At 48.1% G+C, this 12,358-nt stretch carries 15 protein-coding genes; 7 read left to right on the forward strand and 8 right to left on the reverse strand.

The features are described 5' to 3' along the window. Nucleotides 1-356 precede the first annotated feature (356 nt). On the forward strand, nucleotides 357-1,631 hold the full coding sequence (locus tag GX419_02890; GenBank protein NLI23640.1) for an FtsX-like permease family protein: 1,275 nt from the start codon (nucleotides 357-359) through the stop codon (nucleotides 1,629-1,631). A 20-nt stretch (nucleotides 1,632-1,651) separates the two neighbouring features. Here GX419_02890 and rsmA read toward each other — a convergent pair whose 3' ends face one another. Further along, nucleotides 1,652-2,410: a ribosomal RNA small subunit methyltransferase A gene (gene rsmA / locus GX419_02895; GenBank protein ID NLI23641.1), complete on the reverse strand. Its 759-nt coding sequence runs from the start codon at nucleotides 2,408-2,410 to the stop codon at nucleotides 1,652-1,654. A 59-nt stretch (nucleotides 2,411-2,469) separates the two neighbouring features. On the opposite strand from rsmA, the gene GX419_02900 reads away from it, so the two are divergent. Both GX419_02900 and GX419_02905 read left to right on the forward strand, forming a co-directional pair. Further along, on the forward strand, nucleotides 2,470-3,420 hold the full coding sequence (locus GX419_02900) for a bifunctional riboflavin kinase/FAD synthetase (GenBank protein ID NLI23642.1): 951 nt from the start codon (nucleotides 2,470-2,472) through the stop codon (nucleotides 3,418-3,420). A gap of 22 nt (nucleotides 3,421-3,442) precedes the next feature. After that, on the forward strand, nucleotides 3,443-4,855 hold the full coding sequence (locus GX419_02905; protein NLI23643.1) for an adenosylhomocysteinase: 1,413 nt from the start codon (nucleotides 3,443-3,445) through the stop codon (nucleotides 4,853-4,855). Nucleotides 4,856-4,914: 59 nt separating this feature from the next. Here the strand turns inward: GX419_02905 and GX419_02910 are convergent, their stop codons facing one another. Next, nucleotides 4,915-5,349: a hypothetical protein gene (locus GX419_02910; protein NLI23644.1), complete on the reverse strand. Its 435-nt coding sequence runs from the start codon at nucleotides 5,347-5,349 to the stop codon at nucleotides 4,915-4,917. A gap of 31 nt (nucleotides 5,350-5,380) precedes the next feature. On the opposite strand from GX419_02910, the gene GX419_02915 reads away from it, so the two are divergent. From GX419_02915 to GX419_02930, 4 genes are all read left to right on the forward strand, one after another. Next, complete coding sequence (locus GX419_02915; protein NLI23645.1) at nucleotides 5,381-5,734, forward strand: hypothetical protein; 354 nt, start codon at nucleotides 5,381-5,383, stop codon at nucleotides 5,732-5,734. Then, on the forward strand, nucleotides 5,724-6,293 hold the full coding sequence (locus GX419_02920; GenBank protein ID NLI23646.1) for a hypothetical protein: 570 nt from the start codon (nucleotides 5,724-5,726) through the stop codon (nucleotides 6,291-6,293). Before GX419_02915 ends, GX419_02920 begins: the two co-directional genes overlap by 11 nt. Before the next feature lie 154 nt (nucleotides 6,294-6,447). Continuing rightward, entirely contained in the window at nucleotides 6,448-6,921 is a 474-nt protein-coding gene (greA, locus tag GX419_02925; protein NLI23647.1) for a transcription elongation factor GreA, read from the forward strand. Nucleotides 6,922-6,931: 10 nt separating this feature from the next. Then, nucleotides 6,932-7,327, forward strand: coding sequence for an HIT family protein (locus tag GX419_02930; GenBank protein ID NLI23648.1), 396 nt, complete (start codon nucleotides 6,932-6,934; stop codon nucleotides 7,325-7,327). Nucleotides 7,328-7,391: 64 nt separating this feature from the next. On the opposite strand, the gene ruvC is transcribed toward GX419_02930, so the two are convergent. The 6 genes from ruvC to rplU all read right to left on the reverse strand — a co-directional run. Next, entirely contained in the window at nucleotides 7,392-7,949 is a 558-nt protein-coding gene (ruvC, locus tag GX419_02935; GenBank protein ID NLI23649.1) for a crossover junction endodeoxyribonuclease RuvC, read from the reverse strand. An 8-nt stretch (nucleotides 7,950-7,957) separates the two neighbouring features. Further along, nucleotides 7,958-9,271: a hypothetical protein gene (locus GX419_02940; GenBank protein ID NLI23650.1), complete on the reverse strand. Its 1,314-nt coding sequence runs from the start codon at nucleotides 9,269-9,271 to the stop codon at nucleotides 7,958-7,960. Between the two features lie 4 nt (nucleotides 9,272-9,275). Continuing rightward, complete coding sequence (locus GX419_02945; GenBank protein ID NLI23651.1) at nucleotides 9,276-10,163, reverse strand: DMT family transporter; 888 nt, start codon at nucleotides 10,161-10,163, stop codon at nucleotides 9,276-9,278. Nucleotides 10,164-10,197: 34 nt separating this feature from the next. After that, nucleotides 10,198-11,472, reverse strand: a complete 1,275-nt coding sequence (serS, locus tag GX419_02950; protein ID NLI23652.1) for a serine--tRNA ligase — start codon at nucleotides 11,470-11,472, stop codon at nucleotides 10,198-10,200. A gap of 87 nt (nucleotides 11,473-11,559) precedes the next feature. Further along, nucleotides 11,560-11,820: a 50S ribosomal protein L27 gene (gene rpmA, locus GX419_02955; GenBank protein NLI23653.1), complete on the reverse strand. Its 261-nt coding sequence runs from the start codon at nucleotides 11,818-11,820 to the stop codon at nucleotides 11,560-11,562. A 30-nt stretch (nucleotides 11,821-11,850) separates the two neighbouring features. Continuing rightward, nucleotides 11,851-12,358: 50S ribosomal protein L21 (rplU, locus tag GX419_02960; protein ID NLI23654.1), on the reverse strand; the 508-nt coding region annotated here is incomplete at its 5' end.

Genomic DNA, 12,358 nt, shown 5'->3' on the forward strand with positions numbered 1-12,358 from the left:
ATCCGTTACTTCCCTCCACTTCCAGCACCCTCACTTCAAAGCCCGCGGCCGTGATGATGTCGCCTTTCCGGAGCATGGGCAGGGGATTGAAGTTGTCGATCTTTCTTATGGTTAATTTCAAAAAGGGAAAAATCTCGCAGGGTGAAAAATATGTTTTATAACATACTCACAATTTAGTGCTGGAATTTCGTGGAGTTAGTGTATGCATTCAAATTCGCAATTTTGTGTATGGAATATCCTTAAGTCTACCGGAAAAATTATTAAAATAATTGGACTAAAACCATTTCACCTGCAGTCAAACTTTTTTTAAAAAATTGAAAGTACCTTTACAAACTGATAGTCTGAAAAAATGCGTTATGAAGGTCCCGAAAAACCGATATGCAAAAACTCTTAAGCTCCTCAGGGAAAGCTTTCTTTTTGCCTGGCATGCCGTGGGAGTGAACCGGCTTCGCACGCTTCTGTCATTGCTTGGCATTACCATCGGCATTTTTGCCATCATATCGGTTTTTACCATGATCGATTCGCTCCAGTGGAACATCAGGAACAGTATCAGCTCTCTGGGTGACGATGTTATCTATATACAGAAATGGCCCTGGTCTTTTGAATCGAATTACCGGTGGTGGGACTACCTGAAACGTCCTGTTCCCAAATACTCTGAATACGAAGAACTGAAGCGCAGGTCCAATACTGCCCAGGCAGTAGGGATTTACGTTGCCGGACAGTTTACGGTAAAATACCGGAATAACTCGGCCAAGGACATCATTGTCTGGGCCAACAGCCACGAATTCAACCAGATACGTCCCATTGAATTCGAAAAAGGCCGTTACTTCACCGAAGCAGAATCGCGGGCCGGAAGAAACGTGGCCATCATGGGCAATGAACTGGCTTCCAAACTGTTTCAGGGCCAGGACCCGCTGGGCAAAGAATTTAAGATCGGTTCGTTTAAATTCCGGGTAATCGGTGTTCCCATCAAGGAAGGAAATAATATTTTCGGGGGGGGCAGTCTCGACAACCTTGTGGTGATACCTCTGAATGCTGCCAGGAACATGATTGATCTGCGCAGTGACCGCAGTGAACCCACCATCATGGTGAAAGCCAAACCGGGGGTGGCCCTTCAGGAGATGGTGGACGAAATGGAAGGCCTCATGCGCAGTATCCGCAGGCTGAAACCCACCCAGGAAAGCAACTTTGCGCTCAACCAGGCCAGCATCCTCAACCGGGGCCTTGACCAGATCTTCAGCGTCATTAAAATTGCCGGATGGTTTATCGGCATCTTTTCCATTATTGTGGGCGGATTCGGAATCGCCAACATCATGTTTGTTTCGGTAAAGGAACGCACCAACATCATTGGCATCCAGAAAGCGCTGGGAGCAAAAAACTATTTTATCCTCACGCAGTTTCTGTTCGAAGCCGTGCTTCTGGCCGTTGCCGGCGGAATCCTCGGCCTGGTGGTTGTTTTTCTCGGGGCCCTCTGGATCAGAACCTCCACAACCTTCTATGTTTTTCTTTCCCTCGACAACATTCTGATGGGAGTAGTGATTTCGGCCACCATCGGCATTCTTTCCGGAATCTTCCCTGCACGGAAAGCAGCCCTCCTCAACCCGGTGGAAGCCATCGCCACAACCTTCTGAGGAATCCGTATGCCGGCCTATTAAAGTGCCTGTGCCAGGGAAATAAAATCTTCCACGCTCAGATTTTCAGGCCTCAGCTCAGCCACTGAAGGAAAATTTTCCAGCAGTTCGGGATAAGCGGAGAGGGAATTGCGCAGCATCTTGCGCCGCTGATTAAATGCCGCCTTCACAAGATTTTTCAGCTTCCCAAAATCACAGCCGGGAAGGGTTTCCTTACGGATAAGGCGAATTACGGCCGACTTCACTTTAGGCGGTGGGGAAAAAACTTTCTCGTTTACGGTAAAAAGGTATTCGACCGTATAATATGCCTGCAGCAAAACACTCAGAATGCCGTAATCTTTGTTCCCTCCGGGCGAAGCAATCCGCTCGGCCACTTCCTTCTGCACCATGCAAACCATAAAGGGAATTCTGCTGTAATGGTCGAGCAGCCGGAAAAAAATCTGGCTCGAAATATTGTAGGGCAGATTCCCGGCCAGGCCTACCTGATGAGGAAATAACTCCTCAAGCGGAAGCGTAAGAAAATCGCCGGTTATCAGCCGTTCTCCAAGTTCCGGAAAACGTTCCTTCAAAACGGCCGCCGCCTCCGGATCAATTTCAACCGCATAAAAATTCTTTCCGAATGCATCCAACAGATATTCCGTAAGGATTCCCTTTCCCGGGCCTATTTCCAGCAGGGGCAGGGAAGAAACCTCAGGAACCGAAGCGGCTATCTTACGAGCAATATTGGCATCGGTGAGAAAATGCTGTCCCAGGTGTTTTTTTGGACGGACATATACCATGCGGAAGTTTTTATGCTTCGCTTCAAAATTACTAACTTTGCCGCCTAAAAAACAGAACGGTGCGTATTTTTCATGATATTCAGGAATGCTGTGCTTTCCGGAAGCCTGTGGTCACCATCGGCACGTTCGACGGAGTACACAGGGGCCATGAGGTAGTGCTCAGCGCCCTGAAAGATATCGCCCGGAATATCGGAGGAGAGTCGGTTGTCATCACCCTCTGGCCGCATCCCCGGGCCGTTCTTCAGCCCGAAGGCGGAAACATCCGCATCCTCTCCACCCTCGACGAAAAAATACTCCTGCTGGAACAAAAGGGCATTGACAACCTGCTTGTTTTACCCTTTACCCGGGAACTTGCTTCCCTGAGTCCCGAAGAATTTCTCCGATTCTACCTTGTTCAGAAAATAAAGGTTCACACCCTGGTGGTAGGTTTTGACCATCAGTTCGGGAAAAACCGCCAGGGCGACATAGAGCTTCTGCGTACCTTTGCCGCACAAAACTCCATTGACGTGTACCAGCCCGAAGCCCATCTTGTTGACGGGCAAAAGGTCAGTTCGACATTAATCCGCAAACTGCTGGAGAACGGGCAAATTGAGCAGGCAAACGACTTTCTCGGGTATGCCTATCCTCTTACAGGCAGTGTTACCGGAGGAAGCCGCATTGGCCGGACCATCGGTTTCCCGACAGCCAACATCGAACCGGCCGACCCCATGAAGCTGATCCCTGCCGGCGGAGTATATGCCGTTACTGTGCTGGCCGGCGGAGTATGGCGGCAGGGCATGCTGAACATCGGCCGGCGTCCGACCATCAGCGACAATCCGTTGCACCAGACCATCGAGGTGCATATCTTCGACTATGATCAGGATTTGTACGGCAAAAATCTTACCTTAGCATTCCATTTCAGACTGCGCGATGAGATGAAATTCAGCAATGTGCAGGAACTGAAACGGCAACTTGAACGGGATGCAGTGCATGCCCGTTCGTTGCTTGCATCTGTAAAACTGAAACAATAGATACACTATGAATACAACAACCATGCAAGAAGTTACATCCCTGCCTTACAAGGTCAAAGACATCAGCCTGGCCGATTTCGGGCGGAAAGAAATTGAAATTGCCGAAAAAGAAATGCCGGGGCTGATGGCCATCAGGAAAAAATATGCCGCATCCAAGCCTTTGAAAGGAGCCCGCATTACCGGTTCGCTTCACATGACCATCCAGACGGCTGTGCTGATCGAAACCCTGCGTGAACTGGGTGCTGATGTGCGCTGGGCCAGCTGCAACATTTTTTCCACCCAGGACCACGCGGCAGCAGCCATAGCCAAAGCCGGAATCCCTGTGTTTGCCTGGAAGGGGGAAACACTGGAAGAATACTGGTGGTGCACCGAACAGGCCCTTACCTTCCCCGGAGGACTGGGGCCAAATCTGCTCGTTGACGACGGAGGGGATGCCACTCTTTTGGTCCACTGGGGCGTACAGGCAGAAAAAGATCCGTCTTTCCTTGACAAAACACCCGGAAACAAGGAAGAAAAAGTTATTCTGAACAAACTCAGGGAAACCTATTCCCGTGAACCGGGAAAATGGACCCGCATGGCCGCAGAAATTAAAGGCGTTTCAGAAGAAACTACCACCGGCGTGCACCGCCTTTATCAGATGAAGGAAAAGGGGACACTGCTGTTCCCGGCCATCAACGTCAACGATTCCGTAACCAAATCAAAATTCGACAACCTCTACGGATGCAGGGAATCACTCGCCGATGGCATCAAGCGGGCTACCGACGTTATGATTGCCGGCAAGGTAGTAGTGGTATGCGGTTACGGTGATGTAGGCAAGGGCTGTGCCCGCTCCATGCGCTCTTACGGAGCCCGCGTACTGGTTACCGAAATCGATCCTATCAATGCCCTGCAGGCTGCCATGGAAGGTTTTGAAGTCACTACCATGGAAGATGCCGTTAAGGAAGGCAACATCTTTGTTACCGCTACCGGTAACTGTGATGTGATTACCATTGAGCACATGGAACAAATGAAAGATCAGGCCATTGTATGCAATATCGGCCATTTTGACAGCGAAATCCAGGTTGATAAACTGGAAACCTATCCCGGCATAGTAAAAACAAACATCAAGCCGCAAGTCGATAAATACACCTTCCCGCAGGGCCATTCCATCTTTTTGCTGGCTGAAGGGCGCCTGGTAAATCTGGGCTGTGCCACAGGCCACCCGTCATTTGTGATGAGCAATTCATTCTCCAATCAGGTGCTGGCGCAGATTGACCTGTGGACGCACAATTACCCTGTTGACGTTTACAGGCTTCCCAAAAAGCTCGATGAGGAGGTGGCAAGGCTTCACCTTGAGCAACTGGGAGTTAAACTGACGAAACTTACTGCAAAACAGGCTGAATACATTGGTGTTCCTGTTGAAGGCCCCTTTAAGCCGGAACACTATCGTTATTAATTCTCTCCGGGAATGTCGAAAAACAAAGTTTTGAAAAATCCCCGGAAAAATTTTAAACATCAGTTGGTTACCAGCAGGTAGTTCCCGCTGAGGGTAGTACGGTATTGTTTCAGGGGCCTGGAGGCAGGACCCTTTTGCGGAAATCCGTCAAGGAAAAGCCCGAATTCTGAGCCACAGCAGGTACAGGATGCAATCCATCCATCGCTGTCAACATTCAGCTTGCAGCGTTGTTCAAAGGCTTTGTAGGTGCAGGTGAGCTCAAATGCCTGATATTCGTAGACATCCTTCCGGATGATTATGATGCCATTCAGCCCTTTGTCGGGAACAATATAGTGCCCCCCCACCCCTACATTGGCAAGATCTCCGGCCAGGGTGAGGTAAAAATTGACATACACGTACGGAACATATTCTTCCTGCTTGTCGCAACCTGATACTCCATTCAACAGGAAAAAAGTAACAAAAAAAATCGTTACCTTTGAGAAAATCCTCTTCACGTAAATACTTTTTGCAAAAGTACGCATATCTATGAATATTGAAGAAAGGAATTCAGAGAAAAACTCCTTAAGAAATCCGGGAAAACATTTCGTTCTGTTCCTGCTGGCTCTTGCACTTTGTATTCCGTCCACCTACAGCCAGGAAAGCAGAAAGGTGCGCTCGGCCAAAAACAAGGCCGAAAAGGTGAAGGTGGAACAAAAGAAACAGGCCATCAAAGAACAGGAAGCCAAAAGGAAAAGGCATTTCAACCTTCAGAGCAAGGAAGTACAGCAACGGATGAAGGAAAACGAAAAACTGACAAAAAAGCATTACGATAATAAAACCAGGAGAAACCCTCTGGAAGGAATATTCAACCGCAAATCCAAACGCCGCCATGGACGATAGTATTGTAACAGTATTAATTACCATTCTGATTACCCTGTTTGCCATCATCTCGCAGATCAGGAAAAAGGGGACAGGACCTGATTCAACAGGTAAGCCGGCAGGCAAACCGGCCAGAGACATCTTCTCCGAGCCATTCCCCACGCAAATTCCGGATGATCCGCGGGAAGTGATTCGGAAGTTTTTTGGTGAAGTGCCGCCCGAACCGGAGGAGGCTCCCGGCAACACCGCTGAATTCGAACCGGTTTACCGGGAAGGGGAAACCAATCCTGAACCGGTTTATGAAACAATTCAGGGAGAAGACCTCACAGAACCCGAAGAAATCAGGCGGGAAAAAGAGAAACTTCTTTCCCAGGAAGGGATTCCGGCTACCATAACCTATTCATCCCAGGCCGAAAAAGAAGCATTTGCCGACGCTTCGGTATCCATTGCCTCGGCCGAAATCAAGGGAAACAAAGCATACGACGAGCAGTTTCAGGCCATACACCCCTTGCTGCAGGATGTTGACTGGAGAAAAGCTATTATTTATTCCGAAATTCTTAAACGAAGAGATAACTTCTGATCATTTGTATTCCAATAATCTGAAAAACAGACTATTTTTTCATTTTTCCTGTTGCACATTTTAAACTTTTTTTTATATTTGCATGGAAGGGTTCCGGGTAAACCGGAATTCTTTTTGTTTTTTCAATCCCTGTAATTTTTCGGAGGAAGAAGTTATGAACAACACATCGTATGTTACAGCCGATGGTCTGCAAAAGCTGAAAGCAGAACTGGACCACCTGAAAAACGTGGAGCGTCCCGCTATCAGCCGCATGATTGCCGAAGCACGCGATAAGGGCGATCTGTCGGAAAACGCAGAGTATGCAGCGGCCAAGGAAGCGCAGGGAATGCTCGAGATGAAAATCAAGAAGCTGGAAGATTTGATTGCCAATACAAGAATAATTGACGAAACCAAAATTAACACCAGCTACGTTCAGATTCTGAACAGGGTAAAAATCAAAAACACCCTGAATAACCAGATAATGGAATATACCCTTGTATCGGAAAGCGAAGCCAATCTGAAAGCCGGCAAAATTGCCGTCAGCACCCCCATTGCCAAAGCGCTTCTGGGCAAAAAAGTGGGAGAAGTGGTGGAAGTGAAAGTCCCTTCCGGGGCACTGAAACTTGAAATACTCGACATTTCAATATAATTCCTGCGCCATGGCTACCATTTTCAGCAGAATTATCAGCGGAGAAATTCCCTGCTACAAAATTGCAGAAAATGAGAAGTTTTTCTCCTTTCTTGACATCAATCCCCTGGCCAAAGGACATGTGCTGGTGGTTCCCAAAAAGGAAACCGATTACCTCTTTAACCTGGACGATTCCGACCTTTCGGAAATCATGGTCTTTGCAAAACGGATAGCGCGGGCCATCGAGAAGGCTGTTCCCTGCAAGCGCATAGGGGTTGCTGTCATCGGCCTGGAAGTTCCCCATGCCCATATTCATCTGGTGCCGCTGAATTCCATGGACGACATCAACTTTTCCAATCCGAAGCTGAAACTGCCTCCTGAGGAAATGGAAGCAATCGCCTCAGCTATCAGAAAATATCTGGAGTAAAAAACCAGGTTATTCCGCCCTTTGAAAAAAGAAAAGCTGGTAGCAAACGGCCTTTTATGCTGAGCTATTTCAGGCGCGAAGGGTTATTTTTAATAAAATCTTTCCAGCCCGAATAGGTTGACGATTTCTGCAGAGGGCTTCTCTGAAAGAAATGGCACACAGCAACGGCAAGTCCGTCAGTTGCATCCAGGTTCGCAGGCATTGCATCAATATGCATCATCTGCTGAAGGAGACCGGCCACCTGTTCCTTGGAAGCGCTTCCCACGCCGGTAATGGCCAGCTTGATTTTTCTCGGCGCGTATTCAAATACCGGAATCTTTTTATGCAGGGCAGCAGCAATGGCAGCTCCCTGTGCACGGCCCAACTTCAGCATCGACTGCACATTCTTTCCGTAAAAGGGCGATTCAATTGCCAGCTCGTCGGGATGGTACTTTTCGATCAGTGTTAAGGTACATTCAAAAATCCGGGAAAGCCTTTCGAAATGATTTTCACTTTTTTTCAGTTTCAGCACATCAAGAGCAACAAGCTCAGGATTTTTCCCGGCAATGCGGATAATGCCATATCCCATCACATTGGTACCCGGATCAATGCCCAGAATGGTCCGTATTTTCTGCCCGGCCATGATAAACCTCAGAAAATCTTATAATCGGCACGGATGCCGGTAAGTTTGTCAAGTCCGAATCCGGTAACAGGCTTTTTCAACGACTTGGTTACCGGCCAGTGCCCTTCGCTGATATAGGTAAGCACGGCTTTCAGTTCGGCTTCTTCCGGATTGCCGAAATCATGCGTCAGATCGTCGTTCACATAATAGTCGGCAGGCAGTCCGTCGAAATAGTCGCCAAAACCATTGGCATTGGAAAGTTTAAAACAGATGGGAACAAAGAAGTATGGGTCGGGTTTGAAATCAAAGGCATACATACCCACCGGTTTTCCGTATGTACTGTCGCCTGCGGTAATTGTCGGAATCCACGGACTGAGTCCGTTTATCAGCACCTCACTTGCCGAAGCCGTGCCGCGGCCGGCAATATAGAACAACCTGCTCAGGGCAGGCGACGACATGTTGCCCGGAACCGTCAGAATGGTATCATAGGAAGAACGGTCGGCATTGTGCTCCATTTTTACAAGCATTTTTCCCGCGGCAGAAGAAGAAACAAGAAGCCCTGACAAATGAACGGCAACGTTCATCTCGCCTCCCCCGTTATACCGCAGGTCAACAATCATTTCGTCAATATTTTCGGAGCGGAAGAAATCAAAGGCACTGTCCAGTTCCGCCACCGAAGGCGTAATGAATGTTTCGAAAACCAGGTAGCCTGCTTTCTTCGTTCCGGCCTGCAGAACTCCCTTATATAAAACAGAATTGATAGCTACCGCCTTTTTGGCGGAAGTAACGGTATGCTCCTGACCCTGCAAATCAATAAAAACGAACGTATTTTCCACTCCGGCCTCATTTTTGCCCAGCAAGGCAGTAACATCCACCCCGGGCTGTATAAGGGTTCCGTTAATGCTTTTGATAATCCATCCTCTTGTCACACCGGCTTCCTTCAGGGGTGAATCGTTATAAATGAACACAACCCTCAGGTTGCCTTCCGCATCAGCACCAATACTGATTCCATGCCCGTAATAGGTGCCTTCGTTAAAATAATTAAGAAACTCATTTCTGTCCATGATGAAACTGAAACGGTCCTTCTTGTTGCGCAGGGCATCCAGAAAGGCTTCCGGAGTATTGTAATTGGCACTGTTCACTGTGGGCAGATCATGGTTCCACAAATACCAGTATTTCATTACGGAATACATCTTTTTCTTCACGCTGAGATACTGATCTGTCTGTGTGGTCTGATCGTTTTCTTCATCTTTCTTACAGGACGAAACGAGAACGAAAGAAAGCAGCAGGAAAAGCAGCCATCGGCCAGTCAAAAAACTCCGGGAAGGAAGTATTTTCTTCATCTGTTCAGGACTTTTTTCGGATAGGATATTTCTGCACAAAAATACCTGTAACAATCAGTACAAGTCCTATAAAGGTAGTATAGAAAATGGATTCGCCCAACACAAAATGGATTAAAATAAGGGAGAGAAAAGGAAACAGATACATCAGCGTGCTGATCTGGTCGGGAGAGCGGCTGTAACGGAGGGCTTTCAGCCAGAAAACAAAAGTAATGCCCATTTCGAAAATGCCAATGTATACTGCGGCCAGAAATCCCTTCCAGCCAGGCCATACCAGACGGCCGGTGAACGCGGTAAAAAGCACAATGTAGAGCGAAGCAAAAAGAAAATTGAGAAAAAGCTTGCTTTCTTCGGGGCGGGAATCCTTAACATTGAAAAGCCAGAAGAAGGACCAGATAATGGAACTGCCAAGGGCCAGGATAACTCCGGCAGGATCCTGAATATGAAAGCCTGACAGATTGCCGCGTGTGGCAATTAAAAAAGCTCCGCCAAAACAAATGAACAGGGCAAGGTAACTGCGCTGGGTGATGGTATTCTTCAGAAACGGAACCGATAAAAACGACAGGACGACAGGCCAGACCATATTCAGAGGCTGGGCTACCTGCGCCGGCAGAAGGGAATATGCCTTGAAGAGAATGAGGTAGTAGAGAAAGGGATTAAAAAAACCCAGGAGAGCAGAATGCCGGTAATTTTGTCGCGATTGCCGGAACAAACCCGCAGGCCCCTGTGAAAAGGAGCCAACAATGAACAGAACAACAAGGGAGGTAATGGAACTGTAAAGCAACAGGACGGGAAAATCCATGTACCCCAGTGCAATTTTGAAGGCGGTTGCTACCGTCGACCAAAACAGGATGGTCAGCCCCGCAAACAGATATGCTTTTGCCTGATGATGCATTATACCAGGAATTTACCGGCACATGAGGCGGCCATCAGTCGATCCACTCAAAACCGGTGTAAGGGATCAGCACGGCAGGAACCGCAATGCCGCGGTCGCTCTGATTGTTTTCGAGGATGGCGGCCACAATTCTGGGCAAAGCCAGAGCACTTCCGTTGAGTGTATGGGCCAACTGGGTCTTCTTGCTTCCGTTTTCCCTGAACCGCAATTTCAGCCGGTTGGCCTGAAAGGATTCAAAGTTGGACACTGAGCTTACCTCCAGCCATTTCTTTTGCGCACCAGCATACACTTCAAAATCATAGGTGAGAGCCGAGGTAAAACTCATATCGCCCCCGCAAAGCCTCATAATCCGGTAGGGAAGCTGAAGCTTCTTGACCAGCATTTCAACATGAGCCACCATCTCATCGAGGGCTTTATAGGACTTGTCGGGGTGAGCAATCTGAACAATTTCCACCTTATCAAACTGGTGTACCCGGTTAAGTCCCCGTACGTCCTTGCCGTAGGAACCCGCTTCCCTCCTGAAACAGGGGGAATAGGCCACGGTTTTTACCGGCAATTCATCCGCCTCAAGAATAACATCCCTGAAAATATTGGTGACAGGCACTTCGGCAGTGGGAATCAGATAAAGATTGTCTATGGGTACGTGGTACATCTGCCCTTCCTTGTCGGGAAGCTGGCCGGTGGCAAACGCACTGTCTTCATTCACCATCAGGGGAGGCAGTACCTCCTGGTACCCGGCTTTGATGGCTTCATCAAGAAAGAAATTGATCAATGCCCTTTCCAGCCGTGCTCCCTTTGCACGAAACAGAGGAAAACCCGCTCCTGTAAGTTTGGTGCCGGTTTCAAAATCGATGATATTGTATTTTTTTCCAAGCTCCCAATGGGGCAGGGCGCTTTCAGGAAGCACAGGCATCAGGCCTCCTTCTTTGACTTTCAGATTCGACTCAGCCCCGTCCCCTTCCGGAACAGAATCATGCGGCAGATTGGGAATCTGCACAAGCAATTCCTGAAGCCGGGCTGTCACTTCATCCATCTGGTCAAGCAGGCCCTTCACTTCCTCTTTAATCCGTGCTGTTCGCTCCTTTGCCTGCTGGGCTCCGGCCGGATTTCCGTTCTTAATCAGAATACCTATTTCCTTCGACAACCGGTTTGATTCGGCCTGCAACTGGTCGCTCTGCACCTGCAGAGCCCTTCGCTGATCGTCAAGAGCAATGATCTGGTCAATCAAAGAAGTATTGGTAAATTTTTTCTTCGCCAGCCGACGGATGACTTCGTCGCGGTTGTCCCTGATTACTGTAAGTGTCAACATAGCCGATTGTATATAAATAAAAAACTCCTGACACCTGAGGAACAGGAAATATCAGGAGAAAATACGGTGCGGAAAACCCGCATAATTTTATTCGTTCAGAGGAACCACTGACACGTAGGAACGTTCTTTGGCTCTCTTCCGGAATTCCACTTTGCCGTCAACAAGGGCAAACAAGGTGTGATCCTTACCCATGCCGACATTTCTTCCCGGATGATGGACAGTACCTCTCTGCCGTACAATAATATTTCCTGCCTTCACAATTTGTCCGCCGAAAATTTTAATCCCCAGCCGCTTGCTTTCTGATTCACGGCCATTACGGGAACTACCTGCGCCTTTTTTATGTGCCATATCAGTATAATTTAAAACTGACTATTCGTCTTATTCGTTTGATTTTTCTTCATCCGATTTTTTGGATGCCCTTTTTGCCTTCGGTTTGGCTGTGGCTTCCGGTTCTCCCTCCTCTTTGCTCTGAGCTTTGGCCCTGGAAGTTTTCCTGGGAGCTTTGGCCGGTGCAGGAGTTTCCTCAGCGGATGGCTGGGCAACTGCTTCAGCTTCCGTCGGGGTAACCGGTTCTTCCGCCTTTACAGCCTTTTCTTTCCGGGCAGTTTTCTTAGCCTTTCCGCTTTCCAGAATGTCTTCTATTTCAATCTGTGTAAGATACTGCCTGTGTCCTTTGAGTACCTTGTAGCCTTTTCTGCGTTTCTTTTTGAAGATAAGCACCTTATCGCCCTTGAGGTGATCAAGGATTCTGGCTGAAACAACAGCACCTTCAATGACCGGATTGCCAATTATGACCTTTCCGTCGTTTTCAATAAGAAGAACCTTGTTAAACTCAACTTCGGAACCTACTTCACCTTTGAGGCGGTTCACGAACAGTTTTCCGTTC

The organism is Bacteroidales bacterium (assembly GCA_012517825.1).
Taxonomy (GTDB): domain Bacteria; phylum Bacteroidota; class Bacteroidia; order Bacteroidales; family JAAYUG01; genus JAAYUG01.